The 23,566-nt window shown below is 42.2% G+C and carries 19 protein-coding genes; 10 read left to right on the top strand and 9 right to left on the bottom strand.

The features are described from left to right. The first annotated feature begins 10 nt into the window (after window positions 1-10). Window positions 11-865, top strand: coding sequence for an MIP/aquaporin family protein (locus HGG78_RS07220; protein ID WP_053310543.1), 855 nt, complete (start codon window positions 11-13; stop codon window positions 863-865). A 60-nt stretch (window positions 866-925) separates the two neighbouring features. After that, window positions 926-2,443, top strand: coding sequence for a glycerol kinase GlpK (glpK, locus tag HGG78_RS07215; protein ID WP_053310544.1), 1,518 nt, complete (start codon window positions 926-928; stop codon window positions 2,441-2,443). Window positions 2,444-2,564: 121 nt separating this feature from the next. Here the strand turns inward: glpK and HGG78_RS07210 are convergent, their stop codons facing one another. Further along, window positions 2,565-2,819, bottom strand: a complete 255-nt coding sequence (locus tag HGG78_RS07210; RefSeq protein ID WP_172532449.1) for a YgjV family protein — start codon at window positions 2,817-2,819, stop codon at window positions 2,565-2,567. A gap of 313 nt (window positions 2,820-3,132) precedes the next feature. After that, window positions 3,133-3,450, bottom strand: a complete 318-nt coding sequence (locus HGG78_RS07205; protein ID WP_053310546.1) for a DUF496 family protein — start codon at window positions 3,448-3,450, stop codon at window positions 3,133-3,135. Between the two features lie 188 nt (window positions 3,451-3,638). Here HGG78_RS07205 and HGG78_RS07200 point away from each other — a divergent pair, with 188 nt between their 5' ends. From HGG78_RS07200 to luxQ, 6 genes are all read left to right on the top strand, one after another. Further along, window positions 3,639-3,836, top strand: a complete 198-nt coding sequence (locus tag HGG78_RS07200) for a hypothetical protein (RefSeq protein ID WP_053310547.1) — start codon at window positions 3,639-3,641, stop codon at window positions 3,834-3,836. A gap of 45 nt (window positions 3,837-3,881) precedes the next feature. Then, entirely contained in the window at window positions 3,882-4,535 is a 654-nt protein-coding gene (locus HGG78_RS07195) for a YceH family protein (RefSeq protein WP_172532448.1), read from the top strand. Between the two features lie 3 nt (window positions 4,536-4,538). Further along, the gene (locus HGG78_RS07190) at window positions 4,539-4,844 is read left to right on the top strand and encodes a GIY-YIG nuclease family protein (protein WP_168524527.1); all 306 of its coding nucleotides are present in this window, start codon (window positions 4,539-4,541) and stop codon (window positions 4,842-4,844) included. Between the two features lie 93 nt (window positions 4,845-4,937). Further along, a complete protein-coding gene (locus HGG78_RS07185; protein WP_172532496.1) occupies window positions 4,938-6,089 on the top strand; it encodes a conjugal transfer protein TraF in 1,152 nt (383 codons plus the stop codon). 216 nt (window positions 6,090-6,305) lie between these two features. After that, window positions 6,306-7,406 (top strand): autoinducer 2-binding periplasmic protein LuxP, encoded by a 1,101-nt coding sequence (locus HGG78_RS07180; RefSeq protein ID WP_172532447.1) that lies wholly within the window; start codon window positions 6,306-6,308, stop codon window positions 7,404-7,406. A 14-nt stretch (window positions 7,407-7,420) separates the two neighbouring features. Beyond that, the gene (luxQ, locus tag HGG78_RS07175) at window positions 7,421-9,985 is read left to right on the top strand and encodes a quorum-sensing autoinducer 2 sensor kinase/phosphatase LuxQ (RefSeq protein ID WP_172532446.1); all 2,565 of its coding nucleotides are present in this window, start codon (window positions 7,421-7,423) and stop codon (window positions 9,983-9,985) included. Here the strand turns inward: luxQ and HGG78_RS07170 are convergent. The 5 genes from HGG78_RS07170 to yccS all read right to left on the bottom strand — a co-directional run bounded on the left by HGG78_RS07170 (window position 9,962) and on the right by yccS (window position 16,771). Next, window positions 9,962-10,642, bottom strand: coding sequence for a PilZ domain-containing protein (locus tag HGG78_RS07170; protein WP_172532445.1), 681 nt, complete (start codon window positions 10,640-10,642; stop codon window positions 9,962-9,964). The two genes, luxQ and HGG78_RS07170, sit on opposite strands and share 24 nt — an antisense overlap. 142 nt (window positions 10,643-10,784) lie before the next feature. Then, window positions 10,785-12,320, bottom strand: a complete 1,536-nt coding sequence (gene glpD / locus HGG78_RS07165) for a glycerol-3-phosphate dehydrogenase (RefSeq protein ID WP_422108879.1) — start codon at window positions 12,318-12,320, stop codon at window positions 10,785-10,787. 202 nt (window positions 12,321-12,522) lie between these two features. Next, window positions 12,523-13,782 carry a hydroxymethylglutaryl-CoA reductase gene (locus HGG78_RS07160; RefSeq protein ID WP_053310556.1) on the bottom strand — a complete coding sequence of 420 codons (1,260 nt, stop codon included), beginning with the start codon at window positions 13,780-13,782 and terminating at the stop codon, window positions 12,523-12,525. Window positions 13,783-13,901: 119 nt separating this feature from the next. Beyond that, the gene (locus HGG78_RS07155) at window positions 13,902-14,189 is read right to left on the bottom strand and encodes a hypothetical protein (protein WP_053310557.1); all 288 of its coding nucleotides are present in this window, start codon (window positions 14,187-14,189) and stop codon (window positions 13,902-13,904) included. Between the two features lie 428 nt (window positions 14,190-14,617). Further along, complete coding sequence (gene yccS, locus HGG78_RS07150; protein WP_172532443.1) at window positions 14,618-16,771, bottom strand: YccS family putative transporter; 2,154 nt, start codon at window positions 16,769-16,771, stop codon at window positions 14,618-14,620. 182 nt (window positions 16,772-16,953) lie between these two features. On the opposite strand from yccS, the gene helD reads away from it, so the two are divergent. Continuing rightward, window positions 16,954-19,017 (top strand): DNA helicase IV, encoded by a 2,064-nt coding sequence (gene helD / locus HGG78_RS07145; protein WP_172532442.1) that lies wholly within the window; start codon window positions 16,954-16,956, stop codon window positions 19,015-19,017. 65 nt (window positions 19,018-19,082) lie between these two features. Here helD and HGG78_RS07140 read toward each other — a convergent pair whose 3' ends face one another. Beyond that, window positions 19,083-19,538, bottom strand: a complete 456-nt coding sequence (locus HGG78_RS07140; RefSeq protein ID WP_053310561.1) for a methylglyoxal synthase — start codon at window positions 19,536-19,538, stop codon at window positions 19,083-19,085. 53 nt (window positions 19,539-19,591) lie between these two features. Continuing rightward, window positions 19,592-20,584 (bottom strand): TMAO reductase system periplasmic protein TorT, encoded by a 993-nt coding sequence (gene torT, locus HGG78_RS07135; RefSeq protein ID WP_422108878.1) that lies wholly within the window; start codon window positions 20,582-20,584, stop codon window positions 19,592-19,594. Between the two features lie 97 nt (window positions 20,585-20,681). Between torT and torS the strand changes: the two genes are divergently transcribed. Then, on the top strand, window positions 20,682-23,561 hold the full coding sequence (torS, locus tag HGG78_RS07130) for a TMAO reductase system sensor histidine kinase/response regulator TorS (protein WP_172532440.1): 2,880 nt from the start codon (window positions 20,682-20,684) through the stop codon (window positions 23,559-23,561). The last annotated feature ends 5 nt before the right edge of the window (window positions 23,562-23,566 follow it).

Here is a 23,566-nt window from a genome sequence, read left to right as displayed (position 1 = left end):
GACACTTACTATGACTCGAACAAAACAACATACTCTTCTAGGAGAGTGTATCGCGGAGTTTATCGGCACCGGATTGCTGATTTTTTTCGGTGTTGGCTGTGTTGCGGCGCTGGTACTAACTGGTGCGCAATTTGGTCAATGGGAAATCAGTATCATGTGGGGCTTAGGCGTCGCCATTGCTATCTACTGTACTGCAGGGGTTTCTGGCGCACACATTAACCCGGCTGTTACTATCGCATTAGCTGCATTTCATGGCTTTGATAAAGCGAAAGTTATTCCTTACATTATCGCGCAAATGCTTGGTGCATTTTGTTCTGCCGCACTGATTTATAGCTTGTACAGTAACCTTTTTACCGATTACGAAATCGCACACAATTTTGTACGTAGCAGCCAAGAAGCGCTAGCCACTGCGGGTATTTTCTCTACTTATCCAAATGCATCTCTTTCCTTTACTGGTGCGCTCGCTGTTGAATTTGTCATAACCGCTGTATTAATGTTTGCAATTTTGGCGTTGGGTGATGAAAACAACGGTGCGCATCGTAATGCGATGAACCCACTACTTATTGGCATTTTGATTGCGGTTATTGGCGGTTCATTAGGCCCACTAACTGGTTTCGCGATGAACCCTGCTCGTGACTTTGGCCCTAAATTATTTGCTTACTTAGCCGGTTGGGATTACGCCCTGACAGGTGCTAAAGATATCCCATACTTTATTGTTCCTATTGTAGCGCCAATCGCTGGTGCCTGTTTTGGCGCTTGGGCATATCCTAAATTCATTGGTGCTTATCTACCCGTTGTTGGTGTAGGTTGTACCATTCCAAATCAATGTGATGATGTAGAAGAAAGCGAACAAGCACACATCTAACATTAAAATAACTATAACAATCGATATAACGATTAACGTGAAATAAATAAGGAAACGACCATGACTGAGCAGAAATACATTGTTGCCCTAGACCAAGGTACAACCAGCTCACGCGCTGTTGTGTTGGACCACGATGCCAACATTGTGAGTGTTTCTCAGCGTGAATTCACTCAGATCTACCCTCAAGCTGGGTGGGTTGAGCACGATCCTCTAGAAATTTATGCAACTCAAAGTTCTACGCTTGTTGAAGCTCTCGGTAAGGCTGGTATTCGCAGCGATGAAATCGCAGGTATTGGCATCACCAACCAACGTGAAACTACCGTAGTATGGAACAAAGAAACGGGTAAACCCGTTTATAACGCGATTGTTTGGCAATGCCGTCGCACGGCTTCGATCTGTGAAGAATTGAAAAAACGTGATGGTTTGGAAGCGTACATTCGTGACAATACAGGCCTTGTGTTAGACCCATATTTCTCAGGCACGAAAGTGAAGTGGATTTTGGATAACGTCGAAGGAGCAAGAGAAGACGCAGAAGCTGGCAAATTATTGTTCGGCACGATTGATACCTGGCTAGTATGGAAAATGACTCAAGGGCGTGTCCATGTCACAGACTACACCAACGCATCACGTACCATGCTTTTCAATATCAATAACTTGCATTGGGATGAGAAAATTTTAAAAGAGTTTAATATCCCACTCGCAATGATGCCTGAAGTGAAAAAATCTTCTGAAGTTTATGGTCAAACGAACATTGGTGGTATTGGCGGTACGCGTATTCCAATTGCAGGTATTGCTGGTGACCAACAAGCAGCGCTTTATGGCCAAATGTGTGTTGAAGCAGGTCAGGCGAAGAATACCTATGGAACGGGCTGTTTCTTATTGATGAACACAGGTAAAGAGAAGGTGACTTCTCATAATGGTTTGTTAACCACGTTAGCTTGTGGGCCATCCGGTGAGCCTGCATATGCGCTTGAAGGCGCGGTGTTCATGGGTGGTGCTTCGATTCAATGGCTACGTGATGAACTGAAGCTGATTTCTGATGCCCATGACTCTGAATACTTCGCAACCAAAGTTGACACTTCTAATGGTGTATACGTGGTACCAGCCTTTACTGGTCTTGGCGCACCATATTGGGATGCTTATGCCCGCGGTACGATTGTTGGTTTAACGCGTGGTGTTAACTCGAATCATATCATCCGAGCCACACTAGAGAGTGTTGCTTATCAAACTCGTGATGTACTTGATGCAATGCAAGCTGACTCGGGAATTAAACTTTCGGCTCTGCGTGTTGATGGTGGTGCTGTAGCTAATAACTTCTTGATGCAGTTCCAAGCGGATGTGCTTGATACAGAGGTTCATCGTCCTAAAGTGACCGAAGTTACAGCGTTGGGCGCTGCATATCTTGCCGGTTTGGCGGTTGGCTTCTGGGGAAGTCTCGATGAGTTAGCTAATAAAGCGGTGATTGATCAGACATTCATACCTCATCAAGATGAAGAGAAAAGAGCACGTCGTTATAGAGGTTGGAAGCGTGCTGTGAACTGTGCACAAGCCTGGGCAACTGAACACGACGAAGAATAACCCCCTAATTGCCTCTATGTGTCCCCCGCTAGAGGCTTTTTTAAATGGTACTAAAATAAAAATGCTCTGCCTTAACTGGCAGAGCATTTTTCACACGTCGATTTTAAATGCGTTCTATTGCTTATTTACGCGGCATTTTTCGCTTCAGCTGTTTTTTTTCCTGTTGCATTTTGACTAGGAAGTAGACATTAACACAAGCGATAAAGCTATTAGTTAAGACGACTGGCCATGCATCAATCATCAAGCCGTAAGCGGTAAACAGCGCACAACCCACAAAGTTAAGAATACGTAGCTTAACGATATCTTTCATAGTGAGAGATATGGCTACCATGATCGAAGCAGCATAACCTAAAATTTCAATCACGTTCATTTCCATAATTTGACCCTTTTTAATATGCCGAACAGTGTCAGTGTCGGTACCAATCTTCTCGTCGTGAGATAATTGAGGAAGCTCCCTGCCTCGAATGGTCATAATTGTTTAACTGTGTATAAATATAGCAATAGCTAATCTGTGATGAAAGGCTCAAAATCAGGTTCGGTGAAGGTTAGCGATTACGCAAACGTTTAATGCCTCTCACATAAAAATAATCACAGCTTTTGTTGATATAATTATTGATTGATTTTGTGAATTATTCAAAAAAGAAAAACCCGCATTAAAGCGGGTTTTAAAAGATAGAAAAGCGTTCGCTTTATTTCTTACCTTGTGTCATCTGTTTATCTTGATTAGTCAGTTCGCTAATACGACGACTGATGTCACGGCGTTCTTTTGAAATCTCGGCACTTTTAATGATGTGATCATCAACGCGATCTTCATAATCGGCTTTCATGTTAGTGACGATTTCCATGATTTCCTGATAAGTCATGTTAGGTTTGATGTAATCAAGCAGGTTCTCTAAAAGTTCTACTCTTTTACGGTTGTCGCGAACTTTTTTTTCGTTGTCTAGCAGTTCACGCTTTAGCTTGTTTTTACGGCGAGCTTGGCTAACGATTTCAAATACAATACTCATAAGTTCTCTTCCTAGCTTAAATGTAGACTGCCAATGATTAAATCATATTGGGCGGCCTCGTAACAGTCTTTAGATCAATCCTAGCGTTAACTTGACCAATAAATAGCCACACTAACGACTAGTGATTGTACTGATAAGGTTTTGCGCTATATGATGTGCGCTTCAGATGACAATGTAATTATATAAAGATGCAACTTTCAGAAATTGTAGTACCACAAATTGAGTACGCACCAGAAGAGTCACATCATAATGTCAAATTGCGCGAAGCTTATGTTAGTGAGCGTGAAAAACTAGAAATGACTGAATTAGAGCTAAGCCGCGCTAAAATAGTGATGATTGATGAAAATGGGAATGTGACCCGTATTTCACTGTTGCTAGAGCATTGAGCGTGGTGATAATAAGGGAATCACCCTTAGAAGAAGGAAATGATAATGAATATTGAGCTTTCTCCCCTTGAAGTAAGGATCATTGGTTGTTTGATCGAAAAAGAAGTCACAACTCCGGATTATTACCCATTAACCCTCAATAGTTTAACCACTGCTTGTAACCAAAAAAGTAACCGTGAACCAGTATTATCTTTAAGCGATGCAGAGGTACAAGATGCCGTTGAAGGCTTGGTTGCTCGTCGTTTAGTTAGCGATGAAAGTGCATTCAATAGCCGGGTAAGTAAATTTCAGCACCGTTTTTGTAACACCGAATTTGGTGACCTAAAACTGACGGAGCAAGAACTTGGATTAGTCTGTTGTATGTTGTTGCGTGGGGCACAAACACCAGGGGAATTACGCACTCGTACTGCTCGTTTATGTCATTTTACGGATGTAAAAGAAGTCGAAGCGGTATTGGATAGCCTAGCCAGTCGTGAGTCTGGAGCTTTGGTCGTAAAATTACCTCGTGAAGCTGGTAAGCGTGAGTCACGCTACCAACATTTGTTTTCGGGTGAAGTTGACTTAGACGCTTTTTCACAAGCCCATAGCGTTGTATCGACTGACGCTGATACGTCTCGCATTGATGAATTAGAGCAAGAAGTTAATGCATTAAAAACTGAATTGGAAGATTTAAGAACGCTAGTTGAAAGTTTAATCTAAGCAATGCCTGAATCGTACGATATGAGTTCTAATTGGTGGGTGTATTTGATTAGGACTCGTCATCAGTCGTTGTACTGCGGTATTACGACTGATATTAAAAGACGTTTCGCCCAGCACCAAGCGGGTAAAGGTGCTAAGGCATTACGTGGCAAGGGGCCGTTGCAATTGGTGTGGTCACAGAGTTTAGGAGGTAGTAAAAGCCACGCTCTCAAAATTGAGCTAGCGATAAAAAAGCTCAACAAACGACAAAAAGAACAGTTGGTTATAACCCAAGAACCGTTTTATTTTCCGACAGATCTCCCTTCCTAAGTAAAAATGAGAGCTGCATCCTCTAATTTTGTGTCTGAATTGTAAAACTGTATTAACCTTGTTCATAGGACGACTAAAACAAGGTTGATAATGATGGATACATACAAAAAATGGTCTGTGGTAGCATTGCTTATATTGTCTTCGGCATCTGTACAATCTGCGAATACAGTAGCCGATGCGCGCGGTAATGGCATGGGGAATACTGGTGTCACAACTGCGGACTACTTAATTGCCCCGTTTTATAACCCAGCACTGGTTGCGGTCTACCGTGACCGCGATACTTTTGGTGTGCTTTTTCCTGCAATTGGTGCAACTGCAAGAGATCCTGACAAAAGCCTCGAGACAATTGACGACTTACAAGACAGCATCAAGACTTTCGAAAACACCAGTAACCCTAATCAGAGTAATGTCACACAATTGAACAATTACCTAGATCAATTAGCTGATGATAAACCTTTGGCGGTTTCTGCCGGTGCTGGCATGGCGGTCGCTGTTCCACTCGATGTTTTGTCGCTGAATATTTTTGCACGTGGCTACGCTGAAGTTATTTCTCGGTCAGACATTGCTGCCAATGGTGGCGACAGTATCGCTGCTGTTGAAAACCGCTACCAAAACTCAACGGTTGACTTAATTGCGTTTGGTTATTCTGAATTTGGTGTGGCCATGGCTAAAATGTATAGCCTGGCTGGTCAGCAATTATCATTTGGTATCACCCCTAAAATTCAACAGCTTAGAACCTACAAGCAAACGGTTTCGGTCAAAGATTTTGACTTGTCAGATTATGATAAGAGTGAAACCAACGATAACGCTTTTAATCTCGATTTTGGTGCTATTTGGCTCATAGATAACTTTCGTATTGGTGTCGCCGTTAAGGACCTTTTTGCTCAGGAGTTGAAAACTATTGATGGCATCAGCGCCTATCAACTTGATACGCAGGTTACCTTCTCTGGTGGATACGTCACAGAATTATTTTCGGCTGCTATCGACATTGATGCGACTAAACAAGAGCGATTCAAAAATCTAAAAGATGACACACAATATTTACGTTTTGGGGTAGAAGGGAATGCTTGGGGGTGGGTGCAATTACGAGCCGGTTATGAAATGGATCTTGAAGATACATTAGATGATGCGTTTACTTTTGGTATTGGCATCAGTCCGGGGGATTTAGTGAGCTTTGATCTTGCAGGTAACTACGCGGGAGACAACCAATTTGGTGTTTCAGGTAATTTAGCTTTTACCTTTTAAATCGATCGGATAAATGGTGCTTGGTAATTGAGCAGTTATCAGTGCAAGCCAGTTTTTTTGAAGGCTTGCACTATCATTTGTATAACACATGTTTGATAATCAATACGATATGCTGCATTTTGTTTTGTGAAATATAAAACAGCAGCGTTTGTATATTTTATCAGGGTTAAGTCGATCATTATTTGTTTAAATTCTGAATCTGGTATAGAGAATTCCATGAAAAAAATTTTGCTCAATTTTTTAGTCTTAAGTTTTGCATTACTGATGACGGCTCAGGCTTCTGCTCAACTCTTAAATGGTTACTGGCAGTATCAAGAGTTTTTGGATCTGAATCCAGAGCAAAAAATTTTAACTAACAAGATGACTGAAACGGTCAGTCATGCTCCGATCCCACTTTCTAAAAAGCAAACCAAGCCAGTTAATATTTCGGTCGTGTACCCTGGACAGCAAGTTTCTGATTATTGGATCCGTAATATCAAAGCATTTGAAATGCGATTAGATGAATTAGGCATCAACTATCAAATTAATCAGGTATTTACTCGCCCTAATGTTGATATTCGCCAACAAAGCCTTTCTTTGATTGAGGCGATTAAAAATAAGTCCGATTATTTGATTTTCACCCTCGACACCACTCGCCACCGTAAGTTTATTGAGCAAATTCAAAGTGCTAAAAAAACTAAAATCATATTGCAAAATATCACCACACCGTTGAAAAGCTGGGCTGATAGACAACCTTTTATGTATGTGGGTTTTGATCATAAAACGGGTGCAATGCAGCTAGCGGATTACTATAAGCAAGCAATACCGGCTAAAGGTTCTTATGCTGTGCTTTATTTTTCTGAAGGGTATGTAAGTGATGCTCGCGGAGATACTTTTATTCAAGAAATGACCCACGATGATAACTATCAGTTAGTCTCTTCCTTTTATACCAAGGCAACTCGCGAGAGTGCGTTTGATGCCACCATGGCTCTTCTTGAAAAAACACCAAACATAGACTTTATATACGCTTGTGCTACTGATGTAGCATTAGGTGCTATGGATGCTTTGAAACTTCATCATAGAGAAGATATTAAATTAAACGGTTGGGGTGGGGGATCGGCTGAACTAGAAGCGATACAAAATGGAACGCTTGATGTCACTGTGATGCGTATCAATGATGATACAGGTGTTGCGATGGCTGAAGCCATCAAGTGGGATCTAGAAGGTAAGTCCGTTCCGACAGTGTATTCGGGAGGTTTTGAAGTGGTCACCCAAGATGTTCCACCTCAGCACATTGAAATGCTCAAACAACGTGCATTTCGTTACTCAGACCGTTAACGGTTGATCTGACGATGAGTTTAAGATCTAGCAGCGTTAAAAAAAAGCAGAAAATAGCCACTCTGATTACCAAGTCGGTTATTGCTGTGATCGGTATATTGACGTTGAGTGTGTTATTTCAAAGCTATCAGATCAGCAGCAATATCATTGCTCAAGAAGTGCAGCGAACAGCGGTACAAACTTCTCGTTTGATTCAAAATCTGTTTAATTTTCGACTGTCATTGTTACAAATTAATCAAGATAGCAGTGCAAAGAATGCTAATTTAGTGAAAGCCATCCGCCAAGACAGTAATCAATTATTGGATCTCTACTTTCTAGGAGTAGATCAGCTTGAACCTATCAATACTCCAGATATTCGCTTTATTTCGAATGTTGATGAGTTGATATGGGAAGATGGTAACGCTCAATTTTATGGTATAGCACGACTAGATTTAGCGAAAATGGCCCGTAAGATTGCGCTCAGTAGCAACTGGCATATGATTAAGTCTGGGTCGATTTATTTGATGGCTAGGCGTTCACCAATTATTGATTTGGTGTCTGGTGAAGTGGTTGGTTTACTGCATATTGCTACTGTGTTGAATAATAATTTCATACTAGCTGAAACATTACGAGATGGCAGTAACTCAGAAAACTTACTCATTACGGCTGGTGAAAATGTCTTAGCTTCAACACTCAACGGCAATGAAATCTACTCTGAAAATGATGTGTTCGCTGATAGCATCAACCAAGATGATTTTGAAGAGCTTATCGTTAGTCGCACTAATTTGACGATTGAAGGTGTGCCTATTTATATTGATGTGCTCAGTGTTCAAAGTAATGAGAGTGTACTCAAATTACGCGATAATTTCTATTTTTGGATGGTTTTCGCCTTAATTGCAATGGCGTGTATATCGGTGTTAACTCGCTGGTGGCTACACCGACGAGTTAAGAACGAAATCAGTAGTTTGATGATTTACACCCACAAGGCGGCAGAAATTGGTAGTTATGAACTATTTTCAGGTTCCAAAATTTATGAATTTGATCATTTTGGACGAACACTAGAGCACACTTTTAAGCTTCTGTCTGAGCAAGAAAAGCAGTTTGAAGATCTGTTCAATTTCTCACTTTCCCCCATTATTGTATGGGACATCGATGGTCAACCGATCAAAATGAATCCGTCTGCGCAAAAGCATTTTATGCACCTGAATGAGAGTCAGGAGTGTCTATTTGACGCTTTACAATTGGAGCTACAACCAAAAATACGCCAAGCGGCGAAAGAAGAAACTTTCCGTGAAGTGAATGTAGAGGTGGGGAATAAAGTTTTCCGCTGGAATTTGTCGCCAATAGTGTTTGAACAAAAAATTGAATCGATCATTACCCAAGGACAGGATATTACGACCATTGCTGAAGCAGCCAAACAGAGTCGCCTTGCAAGGCAAGAGGCGGAAGAAACGGCCAGAATTCGTGCCGAATTCTTAGCAAAAATGAGTCATGAACTGCGAACGCCATTAAATGGTATTTTAGGGGTATCACAATTACTCAAACGAACCGTTCATAGCCAAGAGCAGTGTGAGCAAGTGGATGTGCTATGCAATAGTGGCGAGCATTTACTGGCGGTGCTCAATGATATCCTCGATTTTTCTAAAATTGAACAAGGTCAATTTAGGATTCAAGAAGCTGATTTTAAATTGGTTGAAGTGATTTCTGCGGTTGAGAGTATCTATCGCCCACTTTGTGCAGCGAAAAAGATCGACTTCAAGATCGAAGGAAATATTGCATCAGATATGGTTATCCATAGTGACCAGGTGCGTTTAAACCAAATTCTTTTTAACTTGTTAAATAATGCAACCAAGTTCACCCATCAAGGTTCTATTTGCGTCGAATTTCTTCACAAGCAAGTCAACGATTTAGATTATCTGCACATTGCTTTGTCTGATACTGGCATTGGCATTAAAGAACAAGATCTTGAATCAATTTTTGAGCCCTTTATGCAAGCAGAATCGAATACAACTCGTGAATATGGAGGAAGTGGTTTAGGGCTTGCGATAGTGAAGAGTTTGGTTGAGATGTTAGGTGGTTGCATTAGCGTTGAAAGTCAATTTGGTGTGGGGACGCGGTTTTATATTGAGTTGCCACTTACCTTAGGTCATGCCTCCCATGATGCGTTTACTGCTGAAGGCGTACTGCCAAGCAACATGTTTGAAAGTACGATCAAAGTTTTACTTGTTGAAGATAACCATACCAACGCTTTTATTGCCCAAGCTTTTTGCAAGAAATATAAAATGGAAGTGATTTGGGTTGAAGATGGTCTACAAGCAATTGATTATTTGAAGGAGCATAGGGTAGACCTTATTCTCATGGATAACCAACTTCCATACTTAGGCGGTGTGGAGACTACACAATTGATTAAGTATGAATTGGGGTTAGATACGCCAGTTTATGCTTGTACTGCCGATGGCATGCCGTCAACCAGTGAAGCGTTTATTAAGGCTGGCGCTGAGTATGTGATCGTCAAACCGATCAAAGAAAAAGCACTGCATGCTGCATTTAGTCACTTTCAGCAACAACGGGTTAATTTAAATCGTAACCTGAGAAGTTAAGCCTGCCATAAAAGAGTGTTCGAGCACTTCTTGTTTTAGTTCAGGTGTCATCTCGATTGGTTGTGCAAACTTAACACCAACCAAATATCCATTCTCGTGAGAACGAATGCTAATAATTTGGCTGGTTAAATCACTAGGTAGTAGCGGTGTTAAAGCTGACTTCACATTAATTATCGTTTCTTTTTCTAAGTCGTTAGTTGTTGTGATAAACAGAGCACACCCCGAAATGGAAAAGTCGACCAATTTTGCCTTTATTTTTCGTTCATTGTCAGTAATCGTAGCAGGAAGCGACAATTTATAACGTTCATGCTCTCGAATTGCTTTGGTCACAAAATGGTTGGGGAAGCGAATAAAAAGTAACCCTATAGGTTTGGACATCGAGCGAATGATTGTCGATTTAAACGCAAGAATATGGCCAAACTCAGTGTCACAAATGCCACGAAGGGTGACTTGGACATTGACTATTTTGCGCATTACTAAGTCTTCTTGCACTTTGGTTGGCATATCGAGCAACGCGTAGCGATCTCGCTTATATCCAACAACCGAGGTCGAAAAGCTATAAGAATCTTCAGGTCCGAATTCTATATTAGCCATCATTTTCATACCGGGTTTGAGAAGCCGGAGTAACTCAATTAGGTTTGTATTTGGTATCGGCATTGACGTCACGCTGCTACATTGACATATATTAACTATAACTCGTGATGTATTTCCGGACTACTAAGATCAAGGAAAAAGCTCTTAGAATGTGAGGTTTCTAAGAGCTTGCGTCAAATCATCTACCACCTATCCACATTAACTTTCAGGCACTGATGCGTTTATCATTATCTTGCTGCAAATAAACAAGATAATCTTCGAGCTGTTCAAGTTGTGGTTTGGTTAACGTTAATCCTAACTTACTGCGACGCCAGACGATATCTTCGGCGGTAGCCGCAAATTCGTAGTGGACCAAATAATCAACCTCTTGTTGATAGAGACCTTCACCGAAATCTATGCCGAGTTCTGTCGCACTATTAACGCCATCAAGCATCACTCTAACATGGCTACCATAATTGGTGACCCAGCGTTTGATTGTGCTGCTTTCTAGTTGTGGAAACTGTTGTTCAAGATGTTGTCTCAGTTGGACTGGATAAAAATCTTCCCCGCCGGGGAGTGCTTTGTCAGCGGTCCAACTACCGGACATTTGATTGAAAAATGGTTTTAAATGACCCATTGCCGATTCGGCTAGCTTACGATAAGTGGTTAGTTTACCACCAAAAATGGACAGAAGAGGCGCGTTATCAGCAGATTGATCAAGAGACAAAGTATAGTCACGAGTGATCGCTTGTGGTGAGTCAGATTCATCATCACAAAGTGGTCGAACGCCACTAAAGTCAGCAACTATATCTTCTAACCCAATTTGGTGCACAAAGTGCTTGTTGACGACTTCCAGTAAGTAGCGCTTTTCTTCGCCACTGATAGCCACCTGACGGGGGTCGCCTTGGTATTCTACATCTGTTGTACCAATCATTGAGTATTGATCAAGGTATGGAACGACAAAGACGATCCGCTTGTCTTCATTTTGCAAAATGTAAGCTTGTTCTTCATCGTGTATTTTCGGCACGATGATATGTGAACCTTTGATCAATCGAATGCCATAAGGTGATTTAATATCAATTTTATCATCAATAAACTGCTTTACCCATGGCCCAGTCGCATTGACTAAAGCGTGACTTTGACGCACAAAATGGGTTTGCGTTCTTTCATCAAACAAGCTGACCTGCCACAAGTCACCGACACGTTTGGCTGATTCAACTCGGCAGTAATTTCTTACCTCAGAACCGAGTTCACGAGCTTGCATCGCATTTAGCACAACTAAACGTGCATCATCTACCCAGCAGTCTGAGTACTCAAAACCCACTTTCATGTCAGGTTTTGTCACACTGCCAGCTTCCAAGGTTATTTTTTTACTCGCAGGAAGTGATGTTCGTTTACCCAAATGATCATAGAGAAACAAGCCAGCGCGAATCATCCATGCAGGCCTTAAAAAAGGACGGTGTGGCAGACGAAAACGCATTGGCCTGGCAATATGCGGTGCTTTACGAAGTAGAACCTCTCGTTCTGCTAAGGCTTCTCCTACAAGGCGAAATTCATAGTGCTCAAGGTATCTCAAGCCACCATGAATGAGTTTTGAACTGGCTGACGATGTTGCGCTGGCAAAGTCTTGTGCTTCATATAAGCCAACTTTCAGTCCACGACCGGCAGCATCAGTCGCAATACCAGCACCGTTGATACCACCACCCACAACAATAAGATCAAGCACATCATGTTCATTATCATTAGGGTTTGAAACAGAAATATTGTTCATTGAGCATGCCTTTGTTTTCGTTTTTATTCTTTAATGTTCGTATGAAAACATAAAGTGAGTGTTTTGGTTAGTTTTTTGTGTTTTTATTTTGATCTTGATCATTGTTTGAATTGAATCCGAAATACAAAAAAGGCCCTGCGTAATGGCAGGGCCTGATAAAAATAAGTACTGAAAGCGTGAGAGCGCTAGTTTGTTAGCGGGCGAGTTTGTGGTGCGCGCGTGAGAAATGCCCGGCGCAAAATGCGCCTACAATAGAAAGTTCACCAGCTAAGCAAAGTGCTGCTGCAACTTCTGCTAGCGCTTGTGATTGCCCTGTGCCGTGCAGACCGAGAATGTCTAAACACGCTTTTTGGCTTGGTAGGCCAGTTCCGCCCCCAACTGTTCCTATCATCAAATTTGGCAGCGTTACGCTAGCGTATAAATCGCCATTTTTATCGACTTCCATACGAGTCATGCCCACCGCTGATTCAGCAACACACGCGGCATCTTGCCCACATGCAATATAAAGAGCGGCAAGGGCGTTGGCATAATGAGCGTTAATACCAATGGTTCCGCTGAGTGCACCACCAACGGTTGTCATTTGACCAAACTGCATCATGGCTTGTGGGGTAGTATGTAGGTACTTGTTGATTAAAGATGCTGATAGGTGAATTTCAGCCGTTACTTTTTTACCTCGTACACTGCGCAAAGTTTGGCTATTTGCTTTTTTGTCACCCGATAAATTGCCATCAAGAAACGCATATTCTGGCGCGATAGGTGTTGTGGCTAAAATGGTTTGAAATACGGCATTGGTAGCAATGGTTACCATATTCTGGCCAGACGCATCGCCCGTTAAAAATTCAAACACAAGGTAGACATGATTGCCTTCAATATTGACGTTGATATCAGTGAGTTTGCCGTGTGAAGTGGTCGATTCTGCTATTTGCTTAAAATAATCATATTGTGTCACTAGCCATGCGACAAATTGACCAGCTTCAACCAGATTATAGAAAGCGAATCCGGGAGTTCGAGTTACTCCTTCATTGAGTAACATAGCACTAGCGCCACCAGCTGCGGTGATGAGGTTGGCTCCACGGTTGTAGGAAGCAACCAAAGCGGCTTCTGTTGTGGCGAGTGGGACTAAATAATCATCTGTGGCAAACAAGCCATTTACTCGTAATGGGCCTGCAATACCCACCGGAACTTTGACTGTACCAATAAAATGTTCGATATTTTTGCTATAGCACAGCATATCTTGTGCTGTTGAAGGGTCAAATAACGCTGATTTGTTCGTTCGCTCATCAAGTACTTGCCAACGGCGATGTACATTTTTCTCGGTAAGATAAGGACTTGGGGTTAATTTCAGTGTCGGACGGGCTATATTTGGCTGAAGTTTTTGCTCTAATTGTTGAGCAGAGACGTCATTACCCAAAACAGATACATAGTCTCGTCGATGCAGATTTAACTTAGGCATTGCGGATCGTCATAAAGAATTTTCAGGCATTGTACTAATCAAGCGCGTAAACACAACGCTTGCTCAATTTCTCTTACAGTTTATTGCTCGGCATGTTAATTTTTTGAGAGAGGTGAAAGCTATACTTGGATATCTAGCAGAGAACCAATCATATCTTGATCTCGCTGAATGACATTAGTACCAATGCGGCTGTATTGGGTTGCTTGATTTAATTTGACTAAGCTATCTACTTGCGGAGGTTTTTCTGGTGGTCTTGTATATTCGATTTTGTTAAAAGAAAGGGCTTGATCGGCTTTACCAACGGGAGAGATCTCTTTCTCTATATTAATTTCACGCGCCGCTTCATCAGCCATTTTTCCTGACTGATTGAGTATTTGATAACCCGAATGAACTGCTGATATTGCCATAGACTCACCCTCGTTGCTCTTACAAGCATAAGTCTGGTTTGCTATTTTAGCAAGCTGTGCTATTGGTTGCGAAATAAGCTCGAAATGACACTTATCTCTTCATCAGTTAGTAAGATGTCACAACTCTTCTCAAGTGAATTTTGGATTTCATTTTGTAATGATCTCAGTTGCTGAGGGGTCAAGTGATGCAACTGTGATTTTAAAGATTCAAACTGTACATGTGTCATAGGGGCTTTTCCCAGAAAAAAATGATTGTCCTTATGATTGCTATAAGCTTGATTTCCTTTCATTGCTCTGCGTCTGTAAGAAATTTCTTAATCTAGGTTATTGGCGGATAGGTGTCTTTTTGTCCGAACAATGTCAGTTTACAACAAGGAAAAAGTAAGAGCGCACTTAACTAGAGGCGCTCTTATTTTTGTGACAGAGTGTTAGTTGACTCTTACGGCGAATTTACTGGCTAACGAGTGAAGCTCCGGAAGCATACGGTAAATAAGGTGCAATTGTTGGAGTACCATTCTGGCTGAATTTTCGTCTTCTTCGCGCCATTCAGATAATCTTTTTTCTAATCCTGAATCTTCAATGTCACTGGTATCACATGCATCACAATGCTCGTACAGTTGCTTATGCAATATGTCTAGATGACGATGAATAACGCGGTGCGTTTCTAAAACCAATTGATGGGTTGTTTCATCTTCAATGCGCGTTCGGTGAGCACCGAGTGCTGAAATGTAACTCAACAGTGCATGGTTTAAGGTAAGAAAACGGAAACTTTCATCGACAGCGGCTCTATATTTTCCTGGTTCTACCAGCATATTACTAATAGCTGCTGTTAAGTTTGCATCTTGGTTATGAGCATTTCGGCGGGAAATTCGGTAGCTCAAGCTATCTTTTTTACCGATGCGGTACTGCCCAATGATTTGCCCTAAATACGTTTTGTTGGCATCTATCGCTTCAGCCATCACTTTGTGTAACCGTTTGGATTGCCAGTCTGGCAAAATCATGACGACTGCGGCAACGGCTAATGCACAGCCGATCAACGTATCAGCTAGCCTTGGCAGTACTACCGCGTACCCTTCACCCAATTGATTAAAACAAAATAAAACCAATAGGGTAATAAAACCGGTAGCGTATCCGTAATTATTAAGTCGGAAAGCAAAGAACATCACGCCAGATAAAACGATAAAGACCAATTGGCTTTCTTGTGAGGGAAACAAGGTGAGCAGTAACACACCGATAAACAGGCCAGCCAGCGTCCCGATAATACGAGCAGCGAGTTTTTGACGTGTTGCCGAATAGTTTGGTTGGCAGACAAATAGAGTGGTCAGTAAGATCCAATAGCCTCGCTCAATATTAAAACCTTGGATAATGGCATAGCCAATAGTCAGTGCGATAGACATACGCAAGGCATGGCGAAATAACATCGAATCTTTATTGAAGTTAGCTTTTACCCGCAACCACATCGCTTTCAATGTATGCGCTTCGGTATCATCCAGCACGCCCTCTTCTGGCTTGTTTATATCTGGATTACTGACGTTGCTCAGCTGTTTTTCTACGGTCGCTAAGTTATTGAACAGGTAGCCCAGTTGAGCAAGCAGCATGCGCCAGTCGGAGCATTTTTGCTCTTGCAGATGAGTGAGAGAACTTTGTAATTCGTCTAACGCGATGACGGATTCCGAACGGTGCTGATAGCTACGGCCCAGTTGGATAGACTGGGCAATGTCGCGGCAGGCGGTTGCTTGTGTTTCCAATAAATATTTAAAACGAAACAGAACGTCTGTTCGCCCGAAATGCTCGGCTAATTCTTGATAACGATAGTGGGTTGAGCTGACTCGTTCATGGATATCTTGCGCTAAGAAATAGATATTTAGAAAGCGGTCACTAGCGCCATCAATATGCCCACGTTTTGAACGACTTAGTAGCGTTGCTTTACATTGGTTTAAAGCGGTGACAGTCGCAGCATTTAGATTCGCTTCGGCAATACGATGCGGCTGTGGAACTAAGTCTGATACTGGATGAAATAGATGACTTTTTGACTCAAGGTAGTTCGCTAGTTGCAAAAATACGTTGGCTAAGCTTTGTTGTACCGGTTGCATTGGCCAAATGATGTGCCAAATCATCGACATAAAATAGTACCAAGCTGATCCAGTTAATAGCAGCACGGGTTGGAACCAGAGGTTAACGCTTTGATGTGCGCCCAGCATGGTGTAAATGGCAATGAGTAGCGAACCAAATGCAATACTGGCATAACGAGGACCAATAGCTCCGAGAATGATAAAGCCAAAGGTTGAGATAAAAAGCCCAATAGCGAACAAGATTGGTGTATGAAACAAAAATTCGATCGAAAACGCCGCAATCGCAAAACAGATAAAAGTTAGTGTTAGTGACTTTATCCTACCAGTGAAACTGTCGTCACTTTCCGCCAATGCCGCTGCAATAACGCCCAGAATAAGCGGTGTTATCCAAGTATTTAAGTCGAAATGCCAAGCTGGTATCACCACTCCTAATAGGGTGAGGAGTATAAGAATGCTGTAATTGACTGTTTTGTTCGCCCAATGTAGACGCAATTTGCTTGAGAGCTGCACGGTTATTCAACATATAAAAAATAAAAAACTAGTGTAGCAGAAGCTTAAACTAAGACCCTGATCAAAATAAAGAAAAGTGACTACTTGCTGAGAAAAGAAGCATTGCAGTATTGACATTAATTTTTCAATGGCCACAGTGATTGGTATATCATACTTACACCGTCATTAAAGAGCATAAAACAATGCAGCTAAGCGCAAATAAGACTGCACAATACCTAATTCAAAATGAATACCACCAAGTTGAACTAGAGCATGAACTTTTGATCATTGCTTCCACAGTTAGTGAAGAGCGTATTCCATTTAATGTTTGGAACGGTAAGGTTCGAATTAAACGTGGCTTAGTGTGGGGAACATTACAGTTTTTTGCTCATGAAGAAGAAGATATTCAGCAGTCTTGGTTAGTACAAGGGTTACCCTGGCCGCAATGTCGTCAGTTTGCTCATACTGCTGTGGCCGCTTATCAAGAGTGGCATCATCATCAGTGTTTACAGTTGAGCCAGTATTTGCCTCGTTGGGAGCTCGAACTTGAACGCCTTAAGCGTTTACCTTCATTTTTGCCCCACTCTTTATTAAATGCATGGATTGCTCAAGTTGAAGATGATTTCCAGACGATGGGGATGAATCTCACAGAAGCTCACCAGCGCTTACCCGATGCAATTGAAAAGTTATTGCCGTGGTTAACGGAACCGTCAACGTGTATCGCCGAGCGTAACCAAAGTTGGTTAGAAACAGAGCGCAAAAATTGGGAAGTGTTATTTTCTCAAGTAGAGCGTTCACCGCTCAATCTTTCCCAACAATATGCAGTGCTGCTTAATGATGATCACAACCTTATTTTAGCAGGCGCAGGTTCAGGTAAAACCAGTGTATTGACGGCACGTGTTGCGTATTTGCTGCAAAGTCACCTTGCTCAAGCTGAAGAGCTACTTTTAGTGGCATTTGGTCGTGATGCTGCAAAGGAAATGGAGCAGCGGATTGATGCTCGTATTGGTATGGCGGCTGAACAGGTGCGTGTTAACACCTTCCATCAACTGGGTTTGAAAATTCTAAATGACGTTGAAGATGGTGATGTTGTTATTTCACCGATTGCTTTAGATAGTAACTTAAAACAAGCGTGGTGCGTCGACTGGTTGAAAAAACATTGGATGACGCCAACCAATTTCAAGCGTTGGCAAAAGCATTTATCGAATTGGCCGATTGCTTATTTGGCCGGTGATGATGAGCTAGGCAGTCATGTTGAAAATCCAAAGCTGATTGCGTGGCTTGAAAAGCAACTTGATCAACTTGCGATGCTTGGCCTTGGGAAAAAAGAGCTACAACAACGTTTGATTGATCACCATGACTATACGCGCCTTAACAGCGAGCTTTCATTGTGCTGGCCTTGCTACCAAGCATGGCAACAAATGTTGAAAGAACAGAAGCAGATTGATTTCAATATTATGATCAGCCGTGCGACTGAATATGTTGTAAAAGGCAAATTTAAGTCGGCGTGGAAATTTATCATGATTGATGAATATCAAGATATTTCGCCGCAACGTATGGCGTTGATCCAAGCTTTGTGTGACCAAAACCCTCAAACATGCAATTTGTTCGCAGTTGGCGATGATTGGCAATCCATCTATCAATTTGCAGGATCTGATGTCGACTTAACCATGGGCTTTACCGAACGGTTCCCACACTCGACTGTTCATAATCTCGATACGACGTATCGCTTTAATGATCAGTTGGGAGCGGTGGCGAATCAATTTATCCAAGTGAATCCGAACCAAATTCGCAAAACGCTCAATAGTTTTAAGCAGCAAAAACAAAAGTCGGTATTTATTGCGCCAAGCAGTAATCTTGAGAAAATCTTGGATCAATTAAATCGTCAGGCCAGCCAGACGAAATCGGTGTTGCTGTTAGGACGTAACCACTACCACAAACCTGAATTGCTCAAGGATTGGCAAAACCATTATCGCTCGCTTGATATTGAGTTTATGACTTGTCATGCAAGTAAAGGGAAAGAAGCTGACTTTGTTATTATTGTTGGGGTCGATGAAGGCCAGTTCCCAGCTCGCGTCAAAGCGTTGCACATTGATGGTGCTTTAGCTCAGTCATCGGATGATTTCCCATATGCAGAGGAACGACGTTTATTTTATGTGGCGTTAACGCGTGCTAAAGAGAAAGTATGGATTACACACAGCGGCAGTGGTTCGATGTTCGTGCGAGAATTGTTATCGGGTGACTATCCTGTTGTGAAGCAGAAATGATCTGCCCCCTATATTTAGGGGGCAGTGTTTATCATTCAACTCAACGTTGCTAACTTAATATTCAGTTACATACGCTCAGCGAGATAGGCCTGATAGTCAGGAATTTCAATATCGACTTCTTGTTCAATTAGCTGTGATGAAAAGAGAAATTTTGCGCTAGCGCGGTTCGTAGCGACAGGAATATTCCACACGCTAGCAATTCGTAATAGCGCTTTGACATCAGGGTCATGCGGAACGGCGTTGAGTGGATCCCAGAAAAAGATCAATATATCAATTTTACCTTCCGAGATAAGCGCACCGATCTGTTGATCGCCGCCCATAGGGCCGCTGATCATGCTTTTGATAGCCAAGCCAGTTTCTTTACTGAGCATACTGCCGGTTGTGCCCGTAGCGTATAAAAAATGACGTTGCAATTTTTCTTTATTTTCTTTAACCCAGCGAAGTAATTCTGGCTTGCAGTTATCATGAGCAACGAGAGCGACATGTTTATGCGCAGGCATAGTACGAGTCGTGTTTTGCATTGGAGTGTTCCTAATATTTCAAATAAGCACTTTAAATAACGAAATCGCTGCTTTTATTCAATCTCTTTTACGCTAAAAGTTGGCCTGTATTCGGATGGGGATAACGAATCTGCAATTATCTGCTTATTAAGTGAATGTGGTGTTAGCGGCTCAATGATGGGGGCTGCGTTTTTTTGATAAGTTTCTTTATTCAAAAAAGCAGCCGCTTGCTGAATCGATAAACGCCCTTGTTGAACCATTTTATCTGTAGGGGAAAATTGTACTCGCCCACGCAATAACCCACGATAAACGCCGTGACTCAAGTAGGTGGAAACTAAGCCAATATTCTCTGTTTTTCCGGTTGTTCTTAATTCGCTAATAGCTGCTTCAATAGCCACTGCACTGCCTACGATGTAATTGATGTCGGGAATATCAATCGCTTGCTGGACTAAGTTGCGTTGTAGCTCTTTATCGTTGTCTGCCCATAAACTTTCGATTACCTCAATATCACTGTTTTTAATGGCACTATAAAATCCTCGCGTTACTGGCTTTGTGCCACCGCTGACTTTAGGGCCAAGCAGAAGCGCTATTTTTGTTGTTCCACTGCCCTTCGGGTGCTTATCTGCAAGGTATTTTCCTGCGTAGTAGCCCATCCAGTACCAATCGACACCGACTTGACCCTGCAGTAATTGAGATTGTGTTTTATCCAAAAAAAGGTGATTGACTACAGAAAAGACAGGCGTTGAACCTACATATTGGTTTAGTTCAGAAAAGTATAGATCGGGTGACACGGTACCTAAAATAATCGCATCGGCTCCCCAGCGGACACATAATGACAGTTGTTCTTTTTGGCGTTCATGGTTTGGATAACCGCCAGATTCTAAGACGCGTAAATTCAGTTTCTGCTTTTGAGCTTCATCAACCATGCCATAGTTGACTGACAACCAGTAAGAATCTTTAAGATGCGGGTACAAGGCGCATACTTTGTTTGGTGTATCGGCAATAGCAGAACCGGTAAATAGGGTAAGAAGCACGGCTGCTAGCGAACGTAAAAGGCATTTGGATATCAATCGCATTAGGGATTCATTGGCATAACAAGAATAAACACTGCAAAATATAGCCTATTCCGTCTTGCTTAAGAAGTTATGTTTAAGGTTGAGTGTCATGCGATTAGCTAAGGCCAGTATTGGTAGAAAATTAATGTTGTCCTTTTCAGCGATGGCATTACTGGTTTTGATGTCAGCGTTGATTGGCGTATTTGGTTTTTCTTTGGTCGCAAAGACAGAGCGTGATGTAGTAAATAGCGCCATTCCATCAATGTTAGAAGCTCGTCAAGTTTCAGAACTAAGCAGTCGAATTATCGCATCTGTACAGACATTGACCAATGCAAAAACGGAACAAGAACGCAAGCAATCAGGTAAGGAGTTATTCGACCAGTTAGACTCTTTACTCGGTCATATCAAACAATTAGGAGCGGATTCTTTTGATTCAGAACTCCTGACGCGTTTAGAAAGCCATGTACAAAATGTTATTGATGCGCTGGCACAACTCGGCATTACCGTTGAGCGCAAATTGTATATTGCGGATGACTTAGATATTCGAGTTGAAGAGATGCGTCAGTTAACGCAGCAACTCGAAGAACTAACGCGCACACAAGTGTTGAACACGAGTACCATTGCGGTAGCCAATATCACGCATATTTATGACTTATTGCAGGCAAATAAAACACAACAAGTTTATCAAGCGCTTGATGCATTGGTTGAGGTTGATTTAGATCTTTCTGAACGGTTGCACGAGTTGCATCTACTTGCCTTTAAGATGTTGAATCATATCGAAGAAATACGTACCGCCACTAACGTGGAACGTATTGAGCAAATCCAGAGCGAGTTCTTACACAACCTTTCTATTATGCAAAGGCGTGTTCAGGTAGTGGAAGATCCAACCCGCTCAAAACAAATGCTCGCACTGGTTAACGATCTACAAAAGCGCACTGTAGTCTTTGATGTTTTACAGCAGCGTTACCAGAATGAGCAAGCGGCTTTAACTCTGATGCAAAACACTTTGCGGCAGTTATCTGAATTAAATACTACCGTTAACCGCTTAGTGGATGACTCCAACCAAACGACCACCAATGCTGTTGAGGCACTGTCGAGTACCTTAAATTTGGCTCAATTAAGCTTAACTATTTTGACGTTGATCGGTTTTTTAGTGGCGGTCTTGATCATGTGGAAAGTCGTTTATCTTTCGGTGGTTAAGCGCTTAGCGCAATACTCTTCAGCGTTGCTTTCTATTGCTCAAGGTCAGTTACAAGTTGAGTTGACTGTGAAAGGGAGTGATGAGCTTGCGCGAATGGGTAAGGCTATTATCACCGCAAGAAACACAGCCAATGCGCTAAAAGAAGTTGCACAAGCGGAAGTGAAAGCCAAACGAGAGTTACAAGAGCACAAAGAACACTTGGAAGAGGTGGTGACTGAGCGCACCCAACAATTACAACAGGCGAATGTTAAGCTAAATGCAGAGGTGTTGAATCACACCAAGGCCCGTAACCAAGCAGAACAGGCCAACCGTGCGAAATCGGCTTTTCTTGCGACGATGAGTCATGAAATCCGCACGCCGATGAACGGTGTATTAGGGACAGCTCGTTTACTCCAAGATACTCCATTGACTAGCCAACAAAGTCATTATGTAGATGTCATCAACCGTAGTGGTAGCACATTACTGGCTATTTTGAACGATGTATTAGACTACTCAAAAATTGAGGCAGGGTACTTGGAAATTCGCCCCACTAATTTTAATTTGCATCGTATGGTCGAAGATATTTATCAACTGATGGAAGGGCGCGCGCAACAAAAAACACTTGAATTTACCAAGCAGATTGAAAGCGAGGTTACGTCTTTCTGGTTTGGTGACGTGACTCGTTTAAGTCAGGTTTTGACCAATTTAGTCGGTAATGCCATCAAATTCACCGACCAAGGTTATGTCGATATCTACGTTAGTATTGATGCTGATAACTCTGAAAAGGTGATATTCGAAGTGGCTGATTCAGGGATAGGGATTCGTGAAGATGAACAAGAAAACCTGTTCGAAGCGTTTACTCAAGCTACGGGGGGGGTTGGCCATAAAGGGGGAACAGGGTTGGGCCTAGCGATCAGCAAACGGATCGTAGAAGCGATGGGCGGCGAGCTACATATGGAATCCGAATCGGGTAAAGGCAGCCGATTTTGGTTTTCTGTACCACTAAAACATGGAGAAGCGATAACTGTTCAGCCAACTCAGTCAACCTTATCTGTGCACGCTAAAGTGTTATTAGTAGAAGATAATCCGGTAAACAGCATGGTTGCTGAAGGTTTCTTGGTACATATGGGGCACGAGGTGCTAACCGCCAAAGATGGCGCTGAAGCTCAAGTATTGTTTGCACAGCAACAGTTTGATATCGCATTACTTGATATCAATTTACCCGATTGCAATGGGGTTGATCTTTTGGCGCAATTGAAATGTTTAGAAGTCAATCGAGCAGAGCACAAATCAACCCCGATGATCGCCGTATCTGCTCATGTTTTTAACGAAGAGGTCGAGCAATATTTGACAGCAGGTTTTGATGGCTATCTTCCTAAGCCGATTGTAAAAGAAGATCTTGAGCAGATAATCCAACGTAGTCTTGAAGGCAAACCGTTACCACTCACTCAAGATTCAAATCCATCAAACCATGTTGAAGCTAAATGCACTGTGATTGATAACCGTATTGTGCTGGCCGACATTGATGTTCTCGGCCATGATAAGATGCAACAGATCGTGGAGTTGTTCGCCAGCAGCGCCAGTGAGGCGCTGCTAGAGTTACAGCATCACGCTGACAATGGCGAGCAAATTAAGTTGATCGTACACAAACTTAAGGGCTCCGCTGGTAGCTTGGGTTTAGATGCTTTGTTTGATGCGTGCCTTGAGATAGAAAAAAATAGTGCCCCAGAGAAAGTTTACCAAATGCAACGAGTAAAGTTAGAAAAGGCAGTGGCGTTGTCAGTGCAAGCGCTTAGGGCTTTTTTTTAATTAAA

Source organism: Vibrio aestuarianus (genome assembly GCF_012395185.1).
GTDB lineage: Bacteria > Pseudomonadota > Gammaproteobacteria > Enterobacterales > Vibrionaceae > Vibrio > Vibrio aestuarianus.
The sequence above is the reverse complement of the archived record's forward strand: the minus strand, read 5'-3'. Positions and strand labels throughout refer to the sequence as shown.